9 protein-coding genes are annotated in these 20,159 nt (G+C 74.4%); all 9 read left to right on the top strand.

What is annotated here, in order from left to right; genetic code table 11:
- Positions 1-9: 9 nt before the first annotated feature.
- The gene (locus IG74_RS0127890; protein ID WP_051855538.1) at positions 10-3,054 is read left to right on the top strand and encodes a BTAD domain-containing putative transcriptional regulator; all 3,045 of its coding nucleotides are present in this window, start codon (positions 10-12) and stop codon (positions 3,052-3,054) included.
- Between the two features lie 597 nt (positions 3,055-3,651).
- A complete protein-coding gene (locus IG74_RS0127885) occupies positions 3,652-3,891 on the top strand; it encodes a phosphopantetheine-binding protein (protein ID WP_030682957.1) in 240 nt (79 codons plus the stop codon).
- A complete protein-coding gene (locus IG74_RS0127880) occupies positions 3,888-4,742 on the top strand; it encodes a siderophore-interacting protein (RefSeq protein WP_030682956.1) in 855 nt (284 codons plus the stop codon). Before IG74_RS0127885 ends, IG74_RS0127880 begins: the two co-directional genes overlap by 4 nt.
- A 108-nt stretch (positions 4,743-4,850) precedes the next feature.
- Entirely contained in the window at positions 4,851-5,846 is a 996-nt protein-coding gene (locus IG74_RS0127875) for an ABC transporter substrate-binding protein (RefSeq protein WP_030682954.1), read from the top strand.
- A complete protein-coding gene (locus IG74_RS0127870) occupies positions 5,843-6,886 on the top strand; it encodes a FecCD family ABC transporter permease (RefSeq protein WP_030682952.1) in 1,044 nt (347 codons plus the stop codon). The genes IG74_RS0127875 and IG74_RS0127870 overlap by 4 nt, the downstream gene beginning before the upstream one ends.
- A 44-nt stretch (positions 6,887-6,930) precedes the next feature.
- Positions 6,931-7,926, top strand: coding sequence for an iron chelate uptake ABC transporter family permease subunit (locus IG74_RS0127865; protein ID WP_030682950.1), 996 nt, complete (start codon positions 6,931-6,933; stop codon positions 7,924-7,926).
- Positions 7,923-8,708, top strand: a complete 786-nt coding sequence (locus IG74_RS0127860) for an ABC transporter ATP-binding protein (RefSeq protein ID WP_030682948.1) — start codon at positions 7,923-7,925, stop codon at positions 8,706-8,708. The genes IG74_RS0127865 and IG74_RS0127860 overlap by 4 nt, the downstream gene beginning before the upstream one ends.
- A gap of 1 nt (position 8,709) precedes the next feature.
- On the top strand, positions 8,710-18,693 hold the full coding sequence (locus IG74_RS0127855; protein WP_030682946.1) for a non-ribosomal peptide synthetase: 9,984 nt from the start codon (positions 8,710-8,712) through the stop codon (positions 18,691-18,693).
- Entirely contained in the window at positions 18,690-20,090 is a 1,401-nt protein-coding gene (locus tag IG74_RS0127850) for an MDR family MFS transporter (protein ID WP_030682943.1), read from the top strand. The genes IG74_RS0127855 and IG74_RS0127850 overlap by 4 nt, the downstream gene beginning before the upstream one ends.
- Positions 20,091-20,159: the final 69 nt, after the last annotated feature.

Raw genomic sequence — 20,159 nt, 5'->3', positions numbered from 1 at the left:
GGGCAGCTCGTGGCGCCCGGCCCCGAGCGCCCGCCCCAGCAACGGACGACGGCCGCAGGCCCCCTCCGGGGTGCGCCGACATCCCGCGCGGAGCGGCAGGCCGATGCCGAAGGGCTGCGCTTCTCCGTGCTCGGTCCGGTACGCGCGTGGCGTGGGACGGAGGAGCTGCCCACCGGTTCGCCCCAGCAGCGTGCCCTGCTCGCCGCCCTCCTCCTGCGGCGTGGCCGCGCGGCGACCGCGTCGGAGCTCATCGACGCGCTCTGGGGCGAGGAACCGCCCAGGCAGGCACTCGCCGCGATGCGCACCTACGCGACCCGTCTCCGCAAGGTCCTCGACCTCGGCGTCCTGGCCAGCGTGTCCGGTGGCTACGTGATACGGCTACCGGCCGGCAGCGGCGGGCTCGACCTGTCCACGGTCGAGGAGCTGTGGGCGAAGGCCGAGCGTGCCGGGAAGGCAGGCGACCTGAAGCTCGCGTCGCGACGGATCGAGGAGGCGCTGGCGCTGTGGCACGGTGAACCTCTCGCCAACGTTCCGGGCCCCTACGCGGAGACCCAACGCCAACGCCTGGCGGAGTGGCGCCTGCAACTCCAGGAGTTCCGTCTGGACATTGAGTTGCAGAGGGGCCGACAGGCCGAGGCCGTGTCCGAACTGACCGCGCTCACCGCCGCACACCCACTGCGCGAACGCCTGCGCGAACTGTTGATGCTGGCTCTGTACCGCAGTGGCCGCCAAGCCGAGGCACTCGCTGTGTACGCGGACGCGCGCCGCCTCCTCGCCGAGGAACTAGGTGTCGATCCCAGTCCCGGCCTCCAGGAGCTGGAGCAGCGGATCCTGCAGGCCGATGCCGGGCTCGACACGCTGCCCGAGTCTCCCGGGGAGCTCGCCGCGATCGTGGTGCGGCCCGCTCAACTCCCCGCCGGGGTGCCGGACTTTACGGGTCGCTCCGACCTCGTCGCGGAGCTCGGCGCGTTCCTTTCGGCAGCCGGGGGGCGCGGCCGGACCGTGGCCGCCGTCGCGGGAATCGGCGGAACGGGAAAGACCACCCTCGCCCTGCACGCGGCGCACGCGGCCGCGTCGGCCCACTTCCCGGACGGGCAGCTCTACGTCGACCTCCAGGGCACGGAGGCCCGTACCGCGGAGCCCGAGACGGTACTCGGTGCCTTCCTGCGCGCCCTCGGAACGGCCGACTCCGCCATCCCGGACGCGCTGGAGGAGCGCTCGGCCCTCTACCGTTCGGTGCTGGACGGCCGCCGGGTCCTGGTGGTGCTGGACAACGCGAGGGACGTGGCGCAGATCCGCCCCTTGCTCCCCGGCGCGGGCGGCTGCGCGACGCTGATCACCTCCCGGGCACGCATGGTCGACCTGGCGGGCGCACATCTGATCGACGTGGACGTGATGGCCCCGGAGGAGGCGCTGGAGCTCTTCGCCAGGATCGTGGGCGAAGAGCGCGCGGGCGCCGAGCGGGGAGCGGCCCTCGACGTGGTGGCGGCCTGCGGATTCCTGCCGCTCGCCATCCGCATCGCCGCGTCCCGGCTGGCCGCCCGCCGCACCTGGACCGTCTCCACCTTGGCGGCGAAACTGGCCGACGAACGCCGCCGCCTCGACGAGCTCCAGTCGGGCGACCTGGCGGTCAAGGCGACTTTCGAGCTGGACTACGGAGCGCTCGAACCACAGCAGGCCCGTGCCTTCCGCCTGTTGTGCCTGCCCGACAGCCCGGACATCTCACTCACCGCGGCGGCCGCCGTCCTGGACCTCTCCGTCGACGAGGCGGAGGACATCCTGGAGTCCCTGGTCGACACCTCACTCCTGGACTCGGCGGCCCCCGGGCGCTACCGCTACCACGACCTCGTACGCCTCTATGCCCGCGCCTGCGCCGAACGCGACGAGCTGCCGCCCGCTCGGCGGGACGCGGCGCTGACGCGGCTCCTGGACTTCTACGGCGCCACGGCGGCCGGAATCTACGCTCTGGACCGTCCCGGGAGCGGCATGCTCCGTCACTTCGGTCACTTCCCGCGCCACGGGCTCGGCTTCGTGGACCGTGCCGAAGCGACGCGGTGGTTGCGCGTGGAGGCGGACGGCATTCTGGCCTGTGTGCAGCGGTCGCTGGCGCCGACGTCTCTGGGCCGGGCAGCGAACCTGCTGCTCGCCGCGGCCGACCTGGGCGAGCCAGGTGTCGACCCGAGCCGGTACGAGTCGGCCGCCGCGGCCGTGCGGGACGCGGCACGGGACGCGGGGGACGCAGTGGCCGAGGGCCGGGCGGGAGTGGCGCTGATCGGTGTGCTCCTCGGCTCGGGCCGGTTGGCGGAGGCGCGGCGGGAAGCGGCCCTTGCCCTGACGCTCGCCGAGTCCACGGCCGATCAGGGCGTCCGCTGCTGGGTGACCCGCGACATGGGGACGATCGCCGCGCTGGAGGGGCGCTACACCGAGGCGGAAGGTCATCTGCGGCGCGGCGCCGCATACTTCCGCGAGGTCGGTGACCTCGCGGGAGAGGCCGACGCGATGCTCGGACTCTCTGAGATCCACCTCGCGACGGAGCGCGCCGACAGCGCCGTCACGCTCGCCCGGCAAGGCCTCGACGGCTACACCCGCTCGGGACCCACCCCGCGTGTCGCACATGCTCGCTACCGACTGGGACTCGCGCTCCTCGGGACACATCGGTACGCCGACGCCTGGGCCGAATTCGACCAGGCCCTCCAGCACTTCACCGCGAACCAGCAGCGCTTGTGGGAAGGCACGACCCATCACCGCATCGCGCAGGTCCACCTGGCGACGCGCAGACCGGCCCCGGCGTCCCAGCACGCCGAGCGGGCTCTCGCACTCGGCTGCGTCGGAGGCGGCCTGGCTCGCGCTGATGTGCTGACGACGCTGGGCGAGGCCCTGGATGCCCTGGACCAGACGGACCGGGCCCGGGCCTGCTGGCGTGAGGCGCTGGCCCTGTACGAACGGGCCGGTGCGGAGGGGGCCTCTGCCGCTCGTGACCGGGCCCGCACACTGGGCCGCTACCTCCACGGGGCGGGGGCGTCACCGTCGAGGGGAAGCCGCGACGCGGGCTGATGGCGTGAGGGCGGCCCGTGGGTGAGCGGGGCGTTCCCCGCGGCGCTCAGGTGTCCCGCGATGCTCCTCTGTCGGCTCCCCTTGTGCGCGTCAGGCCGCGCGCCCGTATGCCGGTGGGCATCGACTGGGCGATCTTCGACGGCATGTGACGCGCAGTCACCTGGCGGGCTGTGGAGGGGTGGGCTTCCCGTGGCGTGAAGTCGTGTCGTACGAGGCCGTACGGCGTGAAGATCACTTGCATACACCGCACATAAGTAGTTAGGTTAGCCTTACCTGAGCGAGCGGGGGAGTATGCGTGGATTGCGGGGGTTTCGGGGCTGGTCGCCCTAGTTTTCGGAGCGGCCGCGGCGATTCGGCACGGCGTGGATCGGCCAGATCCGGCCAACGCGCTGACGTGACGTGGATACCGCGCCGCCCACTCCGTGCTGTTCCCGTCCCACCGCCGCCCTGCGCGGCATCCCGCAGAGCCTGTTCGCCGACGGCGGCGCGACCTCGCGCGCCGGTCGGGCCCTCGGCGTGCGGGCCACTCGGCCGCCAGACCACCACCGCCGCCGTGCCGACCGCGCCGTCGGCACCGATTCCCACAGGAGCCACCCGATGAACCAGACCCTGTCGCCCGAGAGGATCCGCGCCGACGTCGCGGAGCTGCTCGACTGCGACCCCGCCGAGATCGCGCCCGACGACAACCTGATGGACCACGGTCTGGACTCGGTGCGGATCATGACCCTCATCGAGCGCTGGCGCGCCGCGGGGGCGGCCGCGGTCGAGTTCCCCGACCTGGCCGAGCGGCCCGAACTGGGCCACTGGACCGCGCTGTTGACGGGTGGCGCCGCATGACGCTCAAAGACCACCGGGACCGGCACCTGGAGCGCATCGCGGAGGTCCGTGCGGGCCGCCACGCCGAGAAGGTGGGCTACCCGATCCGCATCCGGGAGACCGAGGTCGTCCGCACCGCCATGGTGGGCACCGGTCTGCTGCGCCTGACCCTGGGCGGGCCCGGCGCGGCCGGGTTCGAGGCCCACTCGCCGGACGAGCACGTGAAGTTGCTCTTCCCGGAGCCGGACGGCTCGCTGCGCCTGCCCGAGCCCAACGGGTCGATGCTGCGCTGGCCGCGGCCCTCGCCCACCTCGCGCGAGTACACCGTGCGCCGCTACGACCCCGTCGCGGGCGAGATCGACATCGACATCGTCCCGCACGCGGGCGGCCTCGCGTCGGACTGGGCCCACGAGGTCGAGCCGGGCGCCGTCGTGCACCTCGCGGGCCCGCCCGGCGGCCTGATCGTCCCGCACGCCTACGACCGCTATCTGTTCGCGGGCGACATCACCGCGCTGCCCGCGATCGCGCGCTGGCTCGAGGAGCTGCCGAGGGGCGCGCGCGGCTGGGCGTTCGTCGAAGTCGCCGACGCCACGCAGGAGATCGACCTGGCCGCGCCCGAAGGCGTCGAGGTGCGCTGGCTGCACCGCGGCGACCGCCCGCCGGGCACCGGCGACGCCCTGGCGCGGGCCGTGACCGAGGTGACCGTCCCCGAGGGCGAGCGCCTCTACGTGTGGGTCGCGGGCGAGGCCGGGCAGATCAAGCCGCTGCGCCGCTGGGTCCGTGACGAACTGGGCCTGGAGAAGGCCGACCACGACATCACCGGCTACTGGAAGCGCGGCGTCGCCGACTTCGACGACGAGCACGACCACTGACCGACCGGCACGCCGCCGCCCGCCCCCCGGAAGGCCACCGCTCGGCCTTCCCCCCTCCCCGAAACGCCGCCCACGAGGCGGCCTCCCCGAAAGAGCAAGGAGCTCCACATGTCGATACGCAGATCGTCGGGCCTGGTCGGCGCCGTCGCGCTGGGCCTGGTACTGACCGGATGCGGCTCGTCCAAGGACAAGTCGGACGCCTCGGACAAGGGCGGGACCCGGGTCTTCGCCGCGGACAACGGCAAGATCAAGATCCCGGCCAAGCCGAAGCGCGTCGTCGCCACCGGCTACGCCGTGCCCGTCATGATCGAGGCCCACGCCCCGCTGGTCGGCATCTCGTCGTGGAAGCGCGGCGAGCCCATGATGAGCAAGAAGGACCTGGCCGCCTACAAGAAGCTCCCCAAGGTCGCGGGCGAGCAGGCGACCGAGACCAACTACGAGGCCATCGCCGAGGCGGAGCCCGACCTCATCATCATCGGCGTCCCCGCCCCGGTGCTCGGCGACATCGACGTCAAGCGCCTGGAGTCCATCGCCCCGGTGGTGGCGATCGGCCCGACCGTCCCGTCCGCGTGGCGCGACCTGTCCCGCAAGCAGGCCGACGCGGCGGGCTCGCTCAAGCAGTTCGACGCCCTCCAGTCCAAGTACGAGGCCAAGGCCGCCGAGTTGGCGAAGAAGTACAAGAACGTGCTGCCCAAGCTCAAGCTCGGCCACGTCGGCGCCTACGGCGAGTCCGCCAAGGGCACCTTCCAGCGCGAGTTCGGCCGCTCCTGGGGCACCAACATCGCCGAGGACGTCGGCGCCAAGTACTACGGCAAGGTCAAGAAGCCCGGCCCTGGCTCCCGCGCGGTCAGCGAGTACCCCTCCATCGAGGAGCTCCCGGCCTCCCTGCGCGACGCCGACGCCATCACGTACTCGGTGATGGCCGACGGCAGCGTCCCGAAGTCGGTCCAGTACGTCATGGACTCGAAGCTGTGGAAGAACCTCCCCGCCGTCAAGGCGAAGAAGACCTTCCCGATCCGCTACACCGAGGCCGCGACCTACGGGCAGGCCATGCAGACCCTGGACGCGATCGACGAGTCGTTCGCTCCGCTCCTGAAGCGGTGACCGTCGCGGGCCGCGCGTCCGAAGCGGCACCCACCGGGCGGGAGGCGGCACCCGCCGAGCGGGGCGTGCCGCGGATCGGGCTGCTCGTCGGCGGCCTGGTGCTGCTCGCGGCCGTCGCCGTGATCAGCATCGGCGTCGGCGCCCGCTCGGTGCCGCCCGCGGAGGTCGTACGGGCGCTGTTCGACTTCCAGGGCACCGACGACCACGTGGTCGTGCGGGACGTCCGGGCGCCCCGCGCGCTGCTCGCCATCGCGGTGGGCGCCGCCCTCGCGGTGGCGGGCGCGCTGATCCAGACGCTGGCCCGCAACCCCCTGGCCGAGCCCGGCATCCTCGGCGTCACCGCGGGCGCCGGGTTCGCCATCACCATCGGCTCGGCGCTCGGCCTGGCCGGGGGGCAGGCGGGCGAACTGGGCTTCGCGGTCACGGGTTCCGTGCTCGCGGCCCTGCTCGTCGCCGCCGTCGGGCGGCACTCGCCGCTGCGTCTCGTGCTCGCCGGAGTCGCCCTGACCGCGGTCCTCAACGGCGTCGCCCTCGGCCTGCGCCTGATGCTCCCGGACGTCTTCGACACCTACCGCTTCTGGTCGGTCGGTTCGCTCGCGGCCCGCGAACAGGCGCCGCTCGCCCTTCCGTTGACGGCGATCGTGCTGTGCCTGGCCGGCGCGCTGCTGCTGAGCCGGGCGCTCAACGTCCTGAGCCTCGGCGAGAGCGTGGCGCACACCCTGGGCGCGGGCGTGGCCCGCGTACGGTTCGCGGCGCTCGTCCTGATCACCGTGCTCAGCGGGGCGGCCACGGCGGTGGCGGGCCCGATCCTCTTCGTCGGCCTGATCGTGCCGCACCTGGTCCGCAAGCCCGCCGGGGGCTCCGTGCCCTGGCTGATCCTCTACACGATGGTGCTCGGCCCGATCCTGCTCCTCGTCGCCGACATGGGCTCGCGCGTCCTGCTGCCCACCGGCGAGGTGCCGGTGGCCATCGTGACCGCCTTCCTCGGCGGACCCATGCTGATCTGGGCGGTCCGCCGCCACGGGGCGGGGGCGCTGTGAACACGCGGGAAACGACCGCCGTACGCACCCGGCGGGGGAGCGCAGTGAGCGCGTACGGGCTGCGGGTCGAACGCCGCACGGTGGTGCTCGTCGCCGTCCTGACCGTGCTGATCCTGGCCCTCGGCCTGGTGGGGCTCTGCTACGGCGCGTCCTGGTCGACCCCTCGCGAGGTGTTCGACGCGCTGAGCGGGGCCGAGCCCTCCGTGGTGATCCAGGACTGGCGGCTGCCGCGGGTCCTGGCCGCGGTGGTCTTCGGCGCCGCGCTCGGCGTGGCCGGGGCCCTCTTCCAGAACCTGACCCGGAACCCGATGGGCAGCCCGGACGTGATCGGCCTCGACTCGGGCGCCTACACCGGCGCCCTGGTCGCCCTCACCGTCCTCTCGGGCACCTCCACGCAACTGGCCGTCGGCTCGGTGCTCGGCGGTCTCGTCGTCGCCGCCGCGATCTACCTCCTCGCCTACGACCGGGGCTTCTCCGGTCTGCGCCTGGTGGTGATCGGCGTCGCCGTCAACGCCATGGTGACCGCGCTCAACTCGTGGATCGTGCTGCGTGCCGACCTGGAGGTCGCGATCGCCGCGGTCGGCTGGAGCGCGGGTTCCCTCAACGACGTGGACTGGGACGACGTCGGCATCCCCTTCACGGTCATCGGCGTCCTGCTGGCCCTGATCGCCACGCGGGCGCACGCCATGCACCAGGCGTCGCTCGGTGACGCCGTCGCCGTGACCACCGGGGTCGGCCTCGACCGGCTGCGGCTCCTCATGGTCCTCGTCGGCGTCGGCTGCACGGCCACGGTGACCGCGGTGGCCGGGCCGATCGCGTTCATCGCGCTCGCCGCCCCGCAGATCGGCCGCAGGCTCGCGGGCGCGCCCGGCGTGCCGCTGCTGCCCGCCGCGCTGACCGGCGCGGTCCTGCTGCAGGGCGCGGACCTGATCGCGCAGATGCTCCTCGCGCCCGTCTCCCTGCCCGTCGGAGTGGTGAGCACCGCGATCGGCGGCTGCTATCTGATCTGGCTGCTTACCAAGGAGGTGAGGCGCGCGTGACCGCACGCCTGACCGCGCGGGAGATCACCCTGCGCTACGGGGACCGCGTGGTCTCCACCCGGCTGAGCCTCGACGTGCCCGACGGCGCGTTCACCGCCATCGTGGGCCCCAACGCCTGCGGCAAGTCGACCCTGTTGCGGGCGCTCGTACGGCTGCTCCGCCCCGACACCGGGCACGTCGAGCTCGACGGCCGCGAGGTCGGCGGCTACGCCACCAAGGCCCTGGCCAAGCAGCTCGGCTTCCTGCCGCAGGACCCGCTGGCCCCCGAGGACATCAAGGTCCGCCAGCTGGTGGCCCGGGGCCGCTTCCCGCACCAGTCGCTCCTGGCCCTGTGGTCGCCCCGGGACGAGGAGGCCGTCGCCGGGGCCATGGCCGCCGCCGGAGTCGCCGACCTCGCCGACCGGCCGGTGCAGCAGCTGTCCGGCGGCCAGCGCCAACGCGTCTGGATGGCCATGGTGCTCGCCCAGGAGACCCCCTACCTCCTGCTCGACGAACCGACGTCCTTCCTGGACATCACCCACCAGTACCAACTGCTCGGCCTGCTGGCCAGGCTGCGCGACGAGGGCCGCACGGTCATCGCCGTCCTGCACGACATCAACCAGGCGTGCCGCTTCGCCGACCACTTGGTCGCCATGAAGGACGGCCGCGTGATCGCCGAGGGCGAGCCCGGCGCCATCGTGGACGCCGCGCTGATCAAGGACGTCTTCGACCTGCCGAGCATCATCGTCCCCGACCCCGTGACGGACACGCCGATGGTCGTCCCCACACTGCAAGGAGAGTGAATTGAGCACCGCACGCGTGTCCTCGGACGGGCTGCTCGACCTGACGAGCGCTCAGCTGGGCATCTGGAACGCCCAGCGCCTCGAACCGGACTCGCCGTACTACGTCGTCGGCGACGTCGTGGAGATATCCGGTGACGCCCCGGTCGACGTGGCCGCCCTGGTCGAAGCGGTCCGCGCCACCACCGAGGAGGCCGAGACGCTGCGGCTGCGGGTGCGCGAGACCCCGGACGGGCCGCGGCAGTCGGTCAGCGACGAGCCGGTCCCGGCACCCGAGGTGGTCGACGTCAGCGGTGCCGCCGACCCCGCGGCCGCCGCGGCCGCGCTCGTCGACGCCGAGCGCGCGCGGGCGGGCGAGACCTGTCGCGGCATGGTGGAACGAACGCTCTACTCACGCACGGTGATCCGGCTGTCCGACCACGAGGTCTGGTACACCCAGCTCGGCCACCACCTGATCTTCGACGGCTACACCGCCGCGATGCTCGCCCGGCGCACCGCCGCCCGCTACACCGCCCTCGTGCGCGGCACCGAGCCGCCCAGGTCGGCCTTCGGCTCCTTCGCCGAACTCGTCGCCGCCGACCGCACCTACCGGGACAGCGACCGGGCCGCCGATGACCGCGCCTACTGGGTCGAGCGGTTCACCCCGCTGCCCGACCTCGGCGACGTCGACACCGCCGCCGGGCCGCCCGACCGCACCCTGACCGCCCGCGCCGTCGTCCCGGCCGGTCAGGTCGCCCGGCTGCGCGCCTTCGCCGACGAGGCGGGCGTCACCTGGGGCGAGGCGCTGATCGCCGGATACGCCGCGTTCTTGCACCGCATGCTGGGCCGCACCGACGTGGTGTTCGCGCTGCCGCTGATGTGCCGCACCGGCTCGACCGAACTGCGCACCCCCGCCATGGCGGTGAACGTCCTGCCGCTGCGAGTGACCGTGCGCCCCGGCGACGACCTCGGCGAGCTGAGCCGCCGGGTCGCCGCCGCCATGAAGGAGATGCGCGACCACCAGCGCTACCGCGGCGAGGACCTGCCCCGTGACCTCGGCGTGCCCGGCGCGGGCGCGCTCCTGCACGGCCGCGGCATCAACCTCAAGGCGTTCGACCTCACCCTCGACTTCGCCGGGTCCACCGGAGTGATGCGCAACGTCGCGGGCGGCCCGCCCGAGGACATGGGCCTGAGCGTCCTGCCGACCCGCGACGGCGGCCTGCTGTTCGGCTTCGAGGTCGACGCCCGCAGCAACGACCAGGCCGCGGTCGACGCCAAGCTGACCGGCCTGCGGACCCTGCTCGCCGGGCTCACCGACGGCCTGCCCGTGGGACGGATCGCCCTGACCGACGACGCGGACCGGCTCCTCGCGGACTGGGCGCCGCCCGCCCTGCCCGGCACGCCCGTGGACGTGCCCACCGCCTTCGCCGCGACGGCCGCCGCCAACCCCGCGCACACCGCCCTGGTGTGCGGCGCCGAACGCCTCTCCGCCGGGGACCTGGCGGGCCGGGTGCACCGCGTCGCCCGCGCGCTGCGGGCCCGCGGCATCGGGCCCGACGACATCGTGGCCCTGGCCCTGCCCCGCTCCGCGGACCTGGTGGCCGCGCTGCTCGCGGTCCTCGCCGCGGGCGCCGCGTTCCAGCCCCTGGACGCCGCGCACCCCGCCGAGCGGCTGCGCGAACTGATCGACGACACCCGCCCCGCCCTCGTCCTCACCGACGGCACGCTCGACGGACTGCCGTGGACGACCCTGCTCGACGAGGCCGCCGGACGGTCCGACGCGCCGCTCCAGGCCGACGAGCTGGCCGCGCCCAGCCACCCCGAGCACCTCGCCTACGTCATCCACACCTCCGGTTCGACCGGCCGCCCCAAGGGCGTCCTCGGCCGGGTCGGCGGCCTCGCCGCGCTCCTGCACCACCAGAAGGCGACGGTCGTCGCCGAGGCCGAGGCAGCCGCGAGCAGGCGGCTGCGCGTCGCCCACACCTACTCCTTCGCCTTCGACTCCGCCTTCGACCACCTGGTGTGGCTGCTGTGCGGGCACGAACTGCACGTCTACGACGCCGAGACCACGCGCGACGCCGACGCCCTGCTCGCCGCGTACGCCCGCGACGGCATCGACGTCGTGGACACCACGCCGTCGATGGCCGCGCCGCTGGTCGACGGCGGCCTGCTCGACCTGCGCCCGACGCTCCTCGTTCTGGGCGGCGAGGCCACCCCGCCCGCGCTGTGGCGCAAGGTCGCCGCTTCGGGGACCACCGCGCGCAACATGTACGGGCCCACCGAGGCCACCGTGGACGCCACCACCGCACGGATCACCGGCGACGAGCCCACCATCGGCCACCCGCTGGCGGGCACCCGCGTCCTCCTGCTCGACCACGCGCTGCAGCCCGTACCGCACGGCACCGTCGGCGAGCTGTACCTGGCGGGACCGCACCTGGCCCGCGGCTACCTCGGCAGGCCCGGGGCGAGCGCCGAGCGCTTCGTCGCCGACCCCTTCGGCGCGCCGGGGCAGCGGATGTACCGCACCGGCGACCAGGGCCGGTGGGTGCCCGGACGCGGCCTGGAGTACCTCGGCCGCGGCGACGGCCAGATCAAGATCCGTGGCCACCGGGTGGAGACCGGCGAGGTCGAGGCCGCGCTCGGCGCGGTGCCCGGCGTCACCGCCGCGGCCGCCACGGTGCGCTCGTCCCGTCTGATCGGCTACGTCGTGGCCGCCTCGGTCACCGGCGACGCCGTCCGCGCCCATCTGGCCGAGCGGCTGCCCGAGCACATGGTGCCCGCGGCCGTGGTGGTCCTCGACGAACTGCCCGTCACGCCCAACGGCAAGCTCGACCGGGCCGCCCTGCCCGCGCCCGCGGCCACCGGCGGCGGCCGGGAGCCGCGCACCGAGCGGGAACGCCTGCTGTGCGCCGTCCTCGCCGAGGTGTTCGACGTCGAACGGGTCGGCGTGGACGACGACTTCTTCGCCCTCGGCGGCGACAGCATCACCGCCATCACCGTCAGCAGCCGACTGCGGGCCAAGGGCTTCGAACTGCGGCCGCGCGACCTGCTGGCCCGCCGCAGCTTCGCCGCCCTGGCCGCGTCCGCGGACGCGGTGGACGACGGCGCCCAGGAGGCGGACGACCCGACCGGGCCCGTGCCCGCGCCGCCGATCGTGCGCGGCCTGCTCGACCCGCACCCGGACGTGGACACCGTCGCCGGATACGCCCAGTGGACCGTCCTCAGCGTCGACGAACTCGCCCACGCCGACCTGGCCAAGGGCGTCCAGACCGTACTCGACCACCACGACGCGCTGCGGCTGCGCGCCGACGACGGCCTGGAGGTGCTGCCCCGCGGGACGGTGCGAGCCGTCGTCAACGAGGTGCACGTCACCGAGGTGCACGACGAGGACGTGACCGGGCTCGCCGAGCACCTCGCCGGTGAACTCGACCCGCGCTCGGGCGACCTGCTCCGCGCCACCCTGGTGCGGACCGGCGACGACGCCCCGGACCGCCTGCTCGTCGTCGTGCACCACCTCGCCATGGACGGCGTCTCCTGGCGCGTCCTGCTGCCCGACCTGCACACGGCCTGCACCGGCGGCACCCTCGCCCCGGCCGGCGCGTCGTGGCGGCGCCACGCGACCCTCCTCGCCGAACAGGGCACATCCGGCGCGCGGCGCGGCGAACTCGACCACTGGCGCGCCGCGCTCGACGCCGCGCCCCGCCTCGGCGCCCGGCCCCTGGACCGGACGCGGGACACGGTCGCCACCGCCCACCGCTCGGTCACCGTGGCCTCGCCCGAGGCCACCGACGCGCTGCTCACCACCCTGCCCGCGGCCTACCGCGCCGGAGTCGACGAGGTCCTCCTCGCCGCGCTCGTGCTCACCCTGCGGAACTGGGGCGTCGGCGGCGACGCGGTCACCGTCACGATGGAGGGCCACGGCCGCGAACACCTCGACCTGGCCCGCACGGTGGGCTGGTTCACCAGCGAGTACCCGGTGCGCGTGCCCGCGTCAGGGGACGTGGGACGGCTGCTGCGCGCGGCCAAGGAGGCTCGGCGCGCCGTCCCCGACGGCGGCGTCGGCTACGGCGTCCTGCGCCACCTCGACCCGGAGGCGGGCGCCGAGCTCGCGGCCACCCCGCCGCCGGACGTGCTCCTCAACTACCTGGGCCGGTTCGCCCAGCTGACCGGAATCGGCTGGCGCCTGCCGGAGCGGGACGCCTTCGCGGTCACCGAACCCGAGGGCAAGGCGCTGGAGCAGGTCCTCGCCCTCAACTGCTTCGTCCACGAGGAGGGCGCGCCGCGCCTCGCCGTCGAGTGGACGGCCGCGACCGAGGTGCTCCCCGCCGCCGCCGTGACGGCCCTCCAGGAAGCCTGGGCCGCGGCGCTCGACGCCCTCGCCGAGCACGCGCGCCACACCCCCGGCGGGCTCACCCCCTCCGACCTGCCCCTCGTCGACCTCGACCAGGACGCCATCGACGCCCTCGAACGCACCGGGCGCGTCACCGACGTCCTGCCCGCCACCCCGCTGCAACTCGGCCTGTCCTTCCACACGCTGGTCCGCGACGATCAGGACACCGACGTCTACGTGGTCCAGGCCGTGACGACCCTGGTCGGCGAGCTCGACCCGGACCGGATGGCCGAGGCCGCGCGCGAGCTGCTGCGCCGCCACCCCGCCCTACGGGTGTACCTGGGCACGGCGGGCGACGACGTGGTACAGGTGATCCCCGCCGACGTCGCCCTGGACTGGCGGCAGGACGACCGCTTCGACGAGGCGGTCCGCGCCGAGCTGGCACGACCGTTCTCCCCGGAGCGGCCACCACTGATCCGCTTCCTGCTGTCCCGCGTCGGCCCGCACGAGCACAAGCTGGTGATCACCAACCACCACGCCCTTCTCGACGGCTGGTCGATGCCGCTGGTCGGCCGCACCCTGCTCGCGATCTACGCCGAGCTGGGCGGCGGCCCCGCCGCGCCCGTCGCCCCGCCGCTCCAGGAGTACTTCCGCTGGCTGGCCGGGCGGGACCACCAGGCGTCCCTGGCCGCGTGGCGCACCGCCCTCGAAGGCGTCGACGACGCGACCCGCCTCGCCCCCGCGAGCACCGTCACCGGCGTCGAGCGGCCCGGCCGCGTGAGCGTCGACCTCGGCCGGGAGTTCAGCGACCGCCTGCGCGCCTTCGCCCGCGCCCAGGGCGTCACCCTGACCACCGTCCTCCAGACGGCCTGGGGCCTGCTGCTCGGCCGGCTCACCGGCCGCCGCGACGTCGTCTTCGGCTGCCCGGTGTCCGGACGGCCCGCCGAGGTCGACGGCGTGGAGTCGATGATCGGCCAGCTCGGCACCACCATCCCGGTGCGCGTGGCCCACCCCCAGGACCGCACCGCGCGGGACCTCATGGCGGACGTGCACGCCCAGAGCGTGGCCCTCGCCGACCACCACCACGTCGGACTGCCCGCGATCCAGCGCGCGGTGGGCGTCGGCGAGCTGTTCGACACGATGCTCGTGATGGAGAACTTCCCGCTCTCCAGCCGCAAGCGCACCCCGCTCGCCCCCGGCCTCGACCTGACCGGCGTGGACATCACCGACGCCACGCACTACGCGCTGACCGTGATCGTGATCCCCGACGACGCGATCACCATCGGCCTCGGCTACCAGCCGAGCGCCTTCGCCGAGACGACCGTGCGCGACTACGGCCGCTGGCTGCACCACCTCCTGCGGGAGATCGTCGCCGACCCGGCACGGCCCGCCGTCCGGCTGCCCGCGCTCGACCCGGACGAGCGGCAGCGGATGCTCCGCACCGGCACCGAGGTCGTCCCCGCCAAGACCCGCGGCCACTGGCTGGAGGAGTTCGCCGCCTGGGTCCGCCACAAGCCCGACGCCGAGGCCCTGGTCTGCCGGGACCGCAGCCTCAGCTACGCCGAACTCGACCGCGAGGCCAACCGCCTCGCCCACGCCCTGATCGCGCGCGGCGTACGGCCCCAGGACCCGGTCGCCGTCCTCCTCGGCCGGGACGTCGAGATGACCGTGGCCCTGTTCGGCGTGGCCAAGGCGGGCGCGGTGTACGTCCCGCTCGACCCGAGCTACCCGCGCGAGCGCCTGACGTTCATGCTCGACGACATCGCCCCGGCCGCCGCCGTGACGACCGGCGCCGAACTGCCCGCCGAGGCCGACGTCCCGGTCCTGCGGCTCGACGACCCGGCCACGCTCGCCGCCGCCCCCGAAACCGACCCGGCCGAGGCGCGCGCCAAGCTCACCGACGACGCGCTCGCCTACGTCATCTACACCTCCGGCACCACCGGGCGCCCCAAGGGCGTCGGCGTCACCCACCGCGGCGTACCCGACCTGATCGCCCTCCAGGAGGAGGTCGTCGGCGTCACCGAGCACGACCGGTACCTGCACTTCGCGTCGACCAGCTTCGACGTCGCGTTCTGGCAGACCATGGTGCCGCTGCTGTCCGGCGGCACCTCCGTGATCGCCCCCGAGGAGGTCCGCGTCCCCGGCGACGAACTCCTCGACTACATCGTCGAGCACCGGGTGACCGGCGTGAACCTGCTGCCGTCGTTCCTGGCCGCGATGCCCGACGACCGCACCGTCGACCCCGACGTGTTCTTCGTCGTCGGCGCCGAGCGCCTCGACCCGGCGCTGGCCCGGCGCTGGGGCACAGGACGCAAGGCGCTGTTCAACGCCTACGGCCCCACCGAAGTCACCATCAACTCCGTGACCTGGCACTACGAACAGGACGACCCCGGCCCGCTGCCGATCGGCCGCCCCGACCCCAACGTCCGCGCCTACGTCCTCGACGGCGGCCTCCAGCCCGTCGGCGTCGGCGTCACGGGCGAGCTGTACCTGGGCGGGCCCAGCGTGGCCCGCGGCTATCTCGGCCGCCCCGGCCTGACGTCCGAGCGGTTCGTCGCCGACCCGTTCGCCGCGCCGGGGGAGCGCATGTACCGCACCGGCGACCTCGTGCGCTGGCGCCCCGACGGACAGCTGGTGTTCCTCGGCCGCGTCGACCACCAGGTCAAGGTCCGCGGCTTCCGCGTCGAGCTGGGCGAGATCGAGTCCACGCTGACCCGCCACCCCGCCGTGCGCGCCAGCGCGGTGATCGTCCGCGAGGACCGGCTCGTCGGCTACGTCATCCCCACCGACGGCGCGGACCTGGACACCGCGGAGGTCCGCGCGTACCTGGCGGGCGAACTGCCCGACCACATGGTGCCGACGGCGTTCGTGGAGCTCGACCGGCTGCCGCTGAGCCCCAGCGGCAAGCTCGACGCCGCCGCCCTGCCCGCCCCCGAGATCGCGGCCGCCGCCCGCCGCGCACCGGCCACCGAAGCCGAAGCGGTGCTCCTCCGCGTGTTCCAGGACGTCCTCGGCACCGAGGACATCGGCCCCGACGACGACTTCTTCGCCATCGGCGGCGACAGCATCGTCTCGCTGCAAGTGGTCTCGCGCGCCCGGCGCAAGGGCCTCGGCCTGACCGCGCGGGACGTGTTCGAGGGCGAGACGGTCGCCGGGATCGCCGCGCGGGCCCGCGCCCTGGACGGCGGCGCCGGTCCCGTGACCGGCGACGCCCCGCTGACCCCGGTCATGCGGGACCTGCTGCGCCGCGCGGGCACCGCCGCCGACGGCTTCTGCCAGTGGGTGGAGATCTGCGTGCCCGCGGGCGGTGACGAGACGACCTGGCGGTCCGTGCTCGACGCGCTCCTGGCCCGGCACGACGTACTGCGCGCCCAGTTGGTGGCCGACGCCCTGCGCGTCCCCGAGGCCGGCGCCGTCACCGCGGCCGACGTCCTCACCCGCGTACGGGCGGACGACGGCGATCTGCGTGCCCTGGTCGACGCCCACGTCGCCGCGGCCCGCGAGGCGATGGACCCGCGCACCGGACCGCTCCTGCGCGCGGTGTGGGTGGACGCCGGACCCGAACGGCCCGGCAGGCTCGTCCTGATCGCCCACCACCTGGTCGTCGACGGGGTGTCCTGGCGCGTCCTTCTGGACGACGTCCAGCACGCCTACTCCGGCGGCGCCCTGGCCCGGCACGGCCAGTCCTTCGTCGGCTGGGCGCGCACGCTGCGCGACGCCGACCGGCGGGCCGAACTGCCGCACTGGCAGCGCATGACCGTCACCCAGGCGCTCGCCGCGCCGCTCGATCCCGCCCGGGACACCGTGGCCACCGCGGCGCACCACGAGCTCCGGCTCGACGCCGCCACCACCCGCGCCCTGATCACGACCCTGCCCGCCGCCTACCGCAGCACACCGGACGCCGTCCTCCTGACGGCGCTCGCCCAGGCCCTCCACGCCTGGCGCGGCACCCCGGAGGTCCTGGTCGCGCTGGAGAGCCACGGCCGTCCGACGTCGGTCGACCTGTCGCAGACCGTCGGCTGGTTCACCGCCGTACACCCCGTACGGCTCGACGCGAGCGACGACGTGCGCGCCGTACGCGAACGGCTGCGCGCCCAGGGCGACGGCCTCGGCCACGGCATCCTCACCGCCGCGGGCCTGCTGGACCCGGTGACACCGGAGGTCGCCTGGAACTACCTCGGCCAGTTCCCCGGCGCCCCGACCGCGGAGACGCCGTGGCAGCCGGCCCCGGACGCCGACCCGCTCGGCTCCGGCGGCACCGGCGAACTGCCCCTGCCGCACAGCCTGATGGTCAACGCCCTGGTGCGCGACGACGCGCTCGGGGTGCGGATCACCTGGCCGTCCGCGCTGTTCACCGCCGCCGAGATCGAGGACCTCGGCGAGCGGCTGCGGGCCGCCCTGGTGCGCACCGCCGCCGCACCGGAGATCAGCGCGCTCGACGGGGGCCGCCCCATCGCCGAGGTGCAGCCGCTCACGCCGCTGCAGGAGGTGATGCTGCGGCACGCGCGCACCGAGCGCCCCGACCCGTACACCGTGCAGTCGACGTTCACGCTCGCCGGTCCGCTCGACGTCGACGCCCTGCGCGCCGCGGGCACCGGGCTGCTGGCCCGGCATCCGAACCTGGGCGCCGTGTTCCCCGCGGACCTCGCGGTGCTCCCGGAGTCGCCCCGGCCGGACTTCCGGGTGTCCGACGGGCCCGCCGACGAGGTCCTGGCGGCCGACCTGGCCGAGCCCTTCGACCTGGCCGAGGGGCCGCTCGTCCGGCTGACCGTGATCCGCCGCGGCCCCGACCTCGCCGACCTGGTCCTGACCACCCATCACGTGCTCTCCGACGGCTGGTCGGCGCCGCGCGTCCTGACCGAGCTGTTCGCCCTCTACGCCGCCCACGTCCGGGGCGAGGACGCGGACCTGCCCGCCCCCGTACCGTTCGGGAACTATCTGCGCTGGCGCGCCGACCACGAGCCCGACCTCGACGTGTGGGCCGCGGAACTGGACGCCCTGCCCGAGGGCGACCATCTGGGCGGTGGCGAGCCGGGCCCGTCATGGCAGGAGCCCACCCTCATCGGCTTCGACGCGCCCCTGGTGGCCGAGCTCGCCCAGCTCGCCGCGCGCCGCGGCCTGACCCAGAACACGCTGGTGCAGGGCGCGTGGGCGGTCCTTCTCGCCCGGCGCTCCGGGCGTGCGGACGTCTGCTTCGGCGCCATGGTCGCCTGCCGTCCCCCGGAGGTGGAGGGGATCGAGGAGATCATCGGTCTGCTCGCCAACACCGTGCCCGTCCGCGCACGTCTCGGCGGCACGCTCGCCGAGACGCTCAGCGACCTCCAGGCCCGGCAGCGGGCCCTGGTCGAGCACCAGCACGTCGCCCTGACCGATCTGGAGCGGCTGACCGGGCGTCACCGCCTCTTCGACAGCCTCGTGGTGTTCGAGAACTATCCGGTCGACCCCGACCGGCTGCGCGAGCCCGCCCCCGGCCTCACCGTCGTGGGCACCCGCTTCCGCGAGGCCACCCACCACCCGGTGACCCTGACGGTCATGCCGGACGGCGACGGCTGGACCGGGGTGCTCGCCCACCGGGCCGGAGTGGACGTCGAAGGACTCGCCGACGAACTCCTCGACCTGCTCCGCGACCTGGGCGCCCACCTCGACGCCGACGTACGCGACCTCCTGGAGGACCGATGAGCGAGAAGGTCGCACCACCGCCCGCGAAGGTCGACGCGGAACTGCTGCGCATCGCGTTCATCCTGGTGCTCGGCACCTTCATGGCCACGGTCGACGCCACGATCGTCAGCGTCGGCATCGACACCCTGTCCGCGGAGTTCGGGGCCTCGGTCACCGAGATCCAGTGGGTCTCCACCGCCTACCTCCTCGCGGTGGTGGCGGCCGTGCCCGCGTCCGGCTGGCTGGCGGGACGCTTCGGCGGCCGCCGGACGTGGATCGCCGCCGTGGGCGTGTTCCTGCTCGGCTCGGCGCTGTGCGCGCTCGCCTGGTCGGCGTCCAGCCTGATCGTGTTCCGGGTGATCCAGGGCCTCGGCGGCGGGATGCTGCCCGCCACCGGGCAGGCCCTGCTCGCCCGGATCGCGGGACGCGAGCGCACCGGCAAGGTGATCAGCGTCGTGTCGGTCGTGCCGCTCCTGTCGCCGGTCCTCGGCCCGCTGCTCGGCGGCTCCATCCTGGGCGTGGCGTCCTGGCCGTGGCTGTTCCTGGTGAACCTGCCGATCGGCGCGGCCGCGGTGCTCCTCGCCCGCCGCTACGTGCCCGAGGTGCCGCCGTCGCCCCAGCGCACGGCGTTCGACCTGCGCGGCGCCGCACTCCTGTCGCCCGGCCTCGCCGTGCTGGTGTTCGGCCTCACCGAGGTCGCCCACGGCCGCACGCTGCCGGCCGCGATCGGCGTCTCGGCGGGCGTGGCGATGCTCGTCGCCTTCACGGTGCACGGGCTGCGCACGAGCGGGACACCGCTGGTCGACCCGCGCCTGTTCACGCGGCCGCCGTTCGGCGCCGCCGCGCTGGCCCTGCTCGTCCTGGGCGCTTCGGTGTTCGGCACGATGTTCCTGCTGCCGCTGTACTTCCAGACGGGCCGCGGCCTCTCGGCGTGGGAGGCCGGGCTGCTGCTCGCCCCCCAGGGCCTGGGCGCTGCGGCCGGTTCGGTCCTCGTGAACCGCACCATCGACAAGGTGGCGCCGCGGACCCTGGTGGTCACCGGCATCGCGCTGATCGTCGTCGGCACGGTCCCGTTCACCCAACTCGGCCACGAGCCACCGGACCTGCTGATCGCCGCGGCGCTCACCGTGCGGGGCGTCGGCATGGCGATGATCGGCGCGCCGGTGATGAACATCGTCTACAGCCGCATCGAGCCCGAACACCTCCCGCGCGCCTCCGGAGCCCTCAACCTGCTCAACACGGTGGGCGGTTCCCTCGGCACCGCCGTCCTCGCCGTGGTCCTGCAGAACCGGCTCTCCGCCCACGACGCCGACATCTCCTGGGCGTTCGGCGACACCTTCTGGTGGGTGCTCGGCTTCTGCCTCTTCGCGGCCGCCGGGGCGACACGACTGCCCCGGACCCAGGCCAGGAAGCCGTAAGGCGCTCCCGGCCCTGCCCGGCCGAGCCACCCGTGCGGGGGCGGCTCGCCACCACCGGAGGCGGTGACC

The sequence above is a fragment of the Streptomyces sp. NRRL B-1347 genome, assembly GCF_000720325.1.
Classification (GTDB): Bacteria; Actinomycetota; Actinomycetes; order Streptomycetales; family Streptomycetaceae; genus Streptomyces.
Note: the sequence above shows the minus strand (reverse complement) of the source record. Positions and strands in the feature narration are given on the sequence as shown.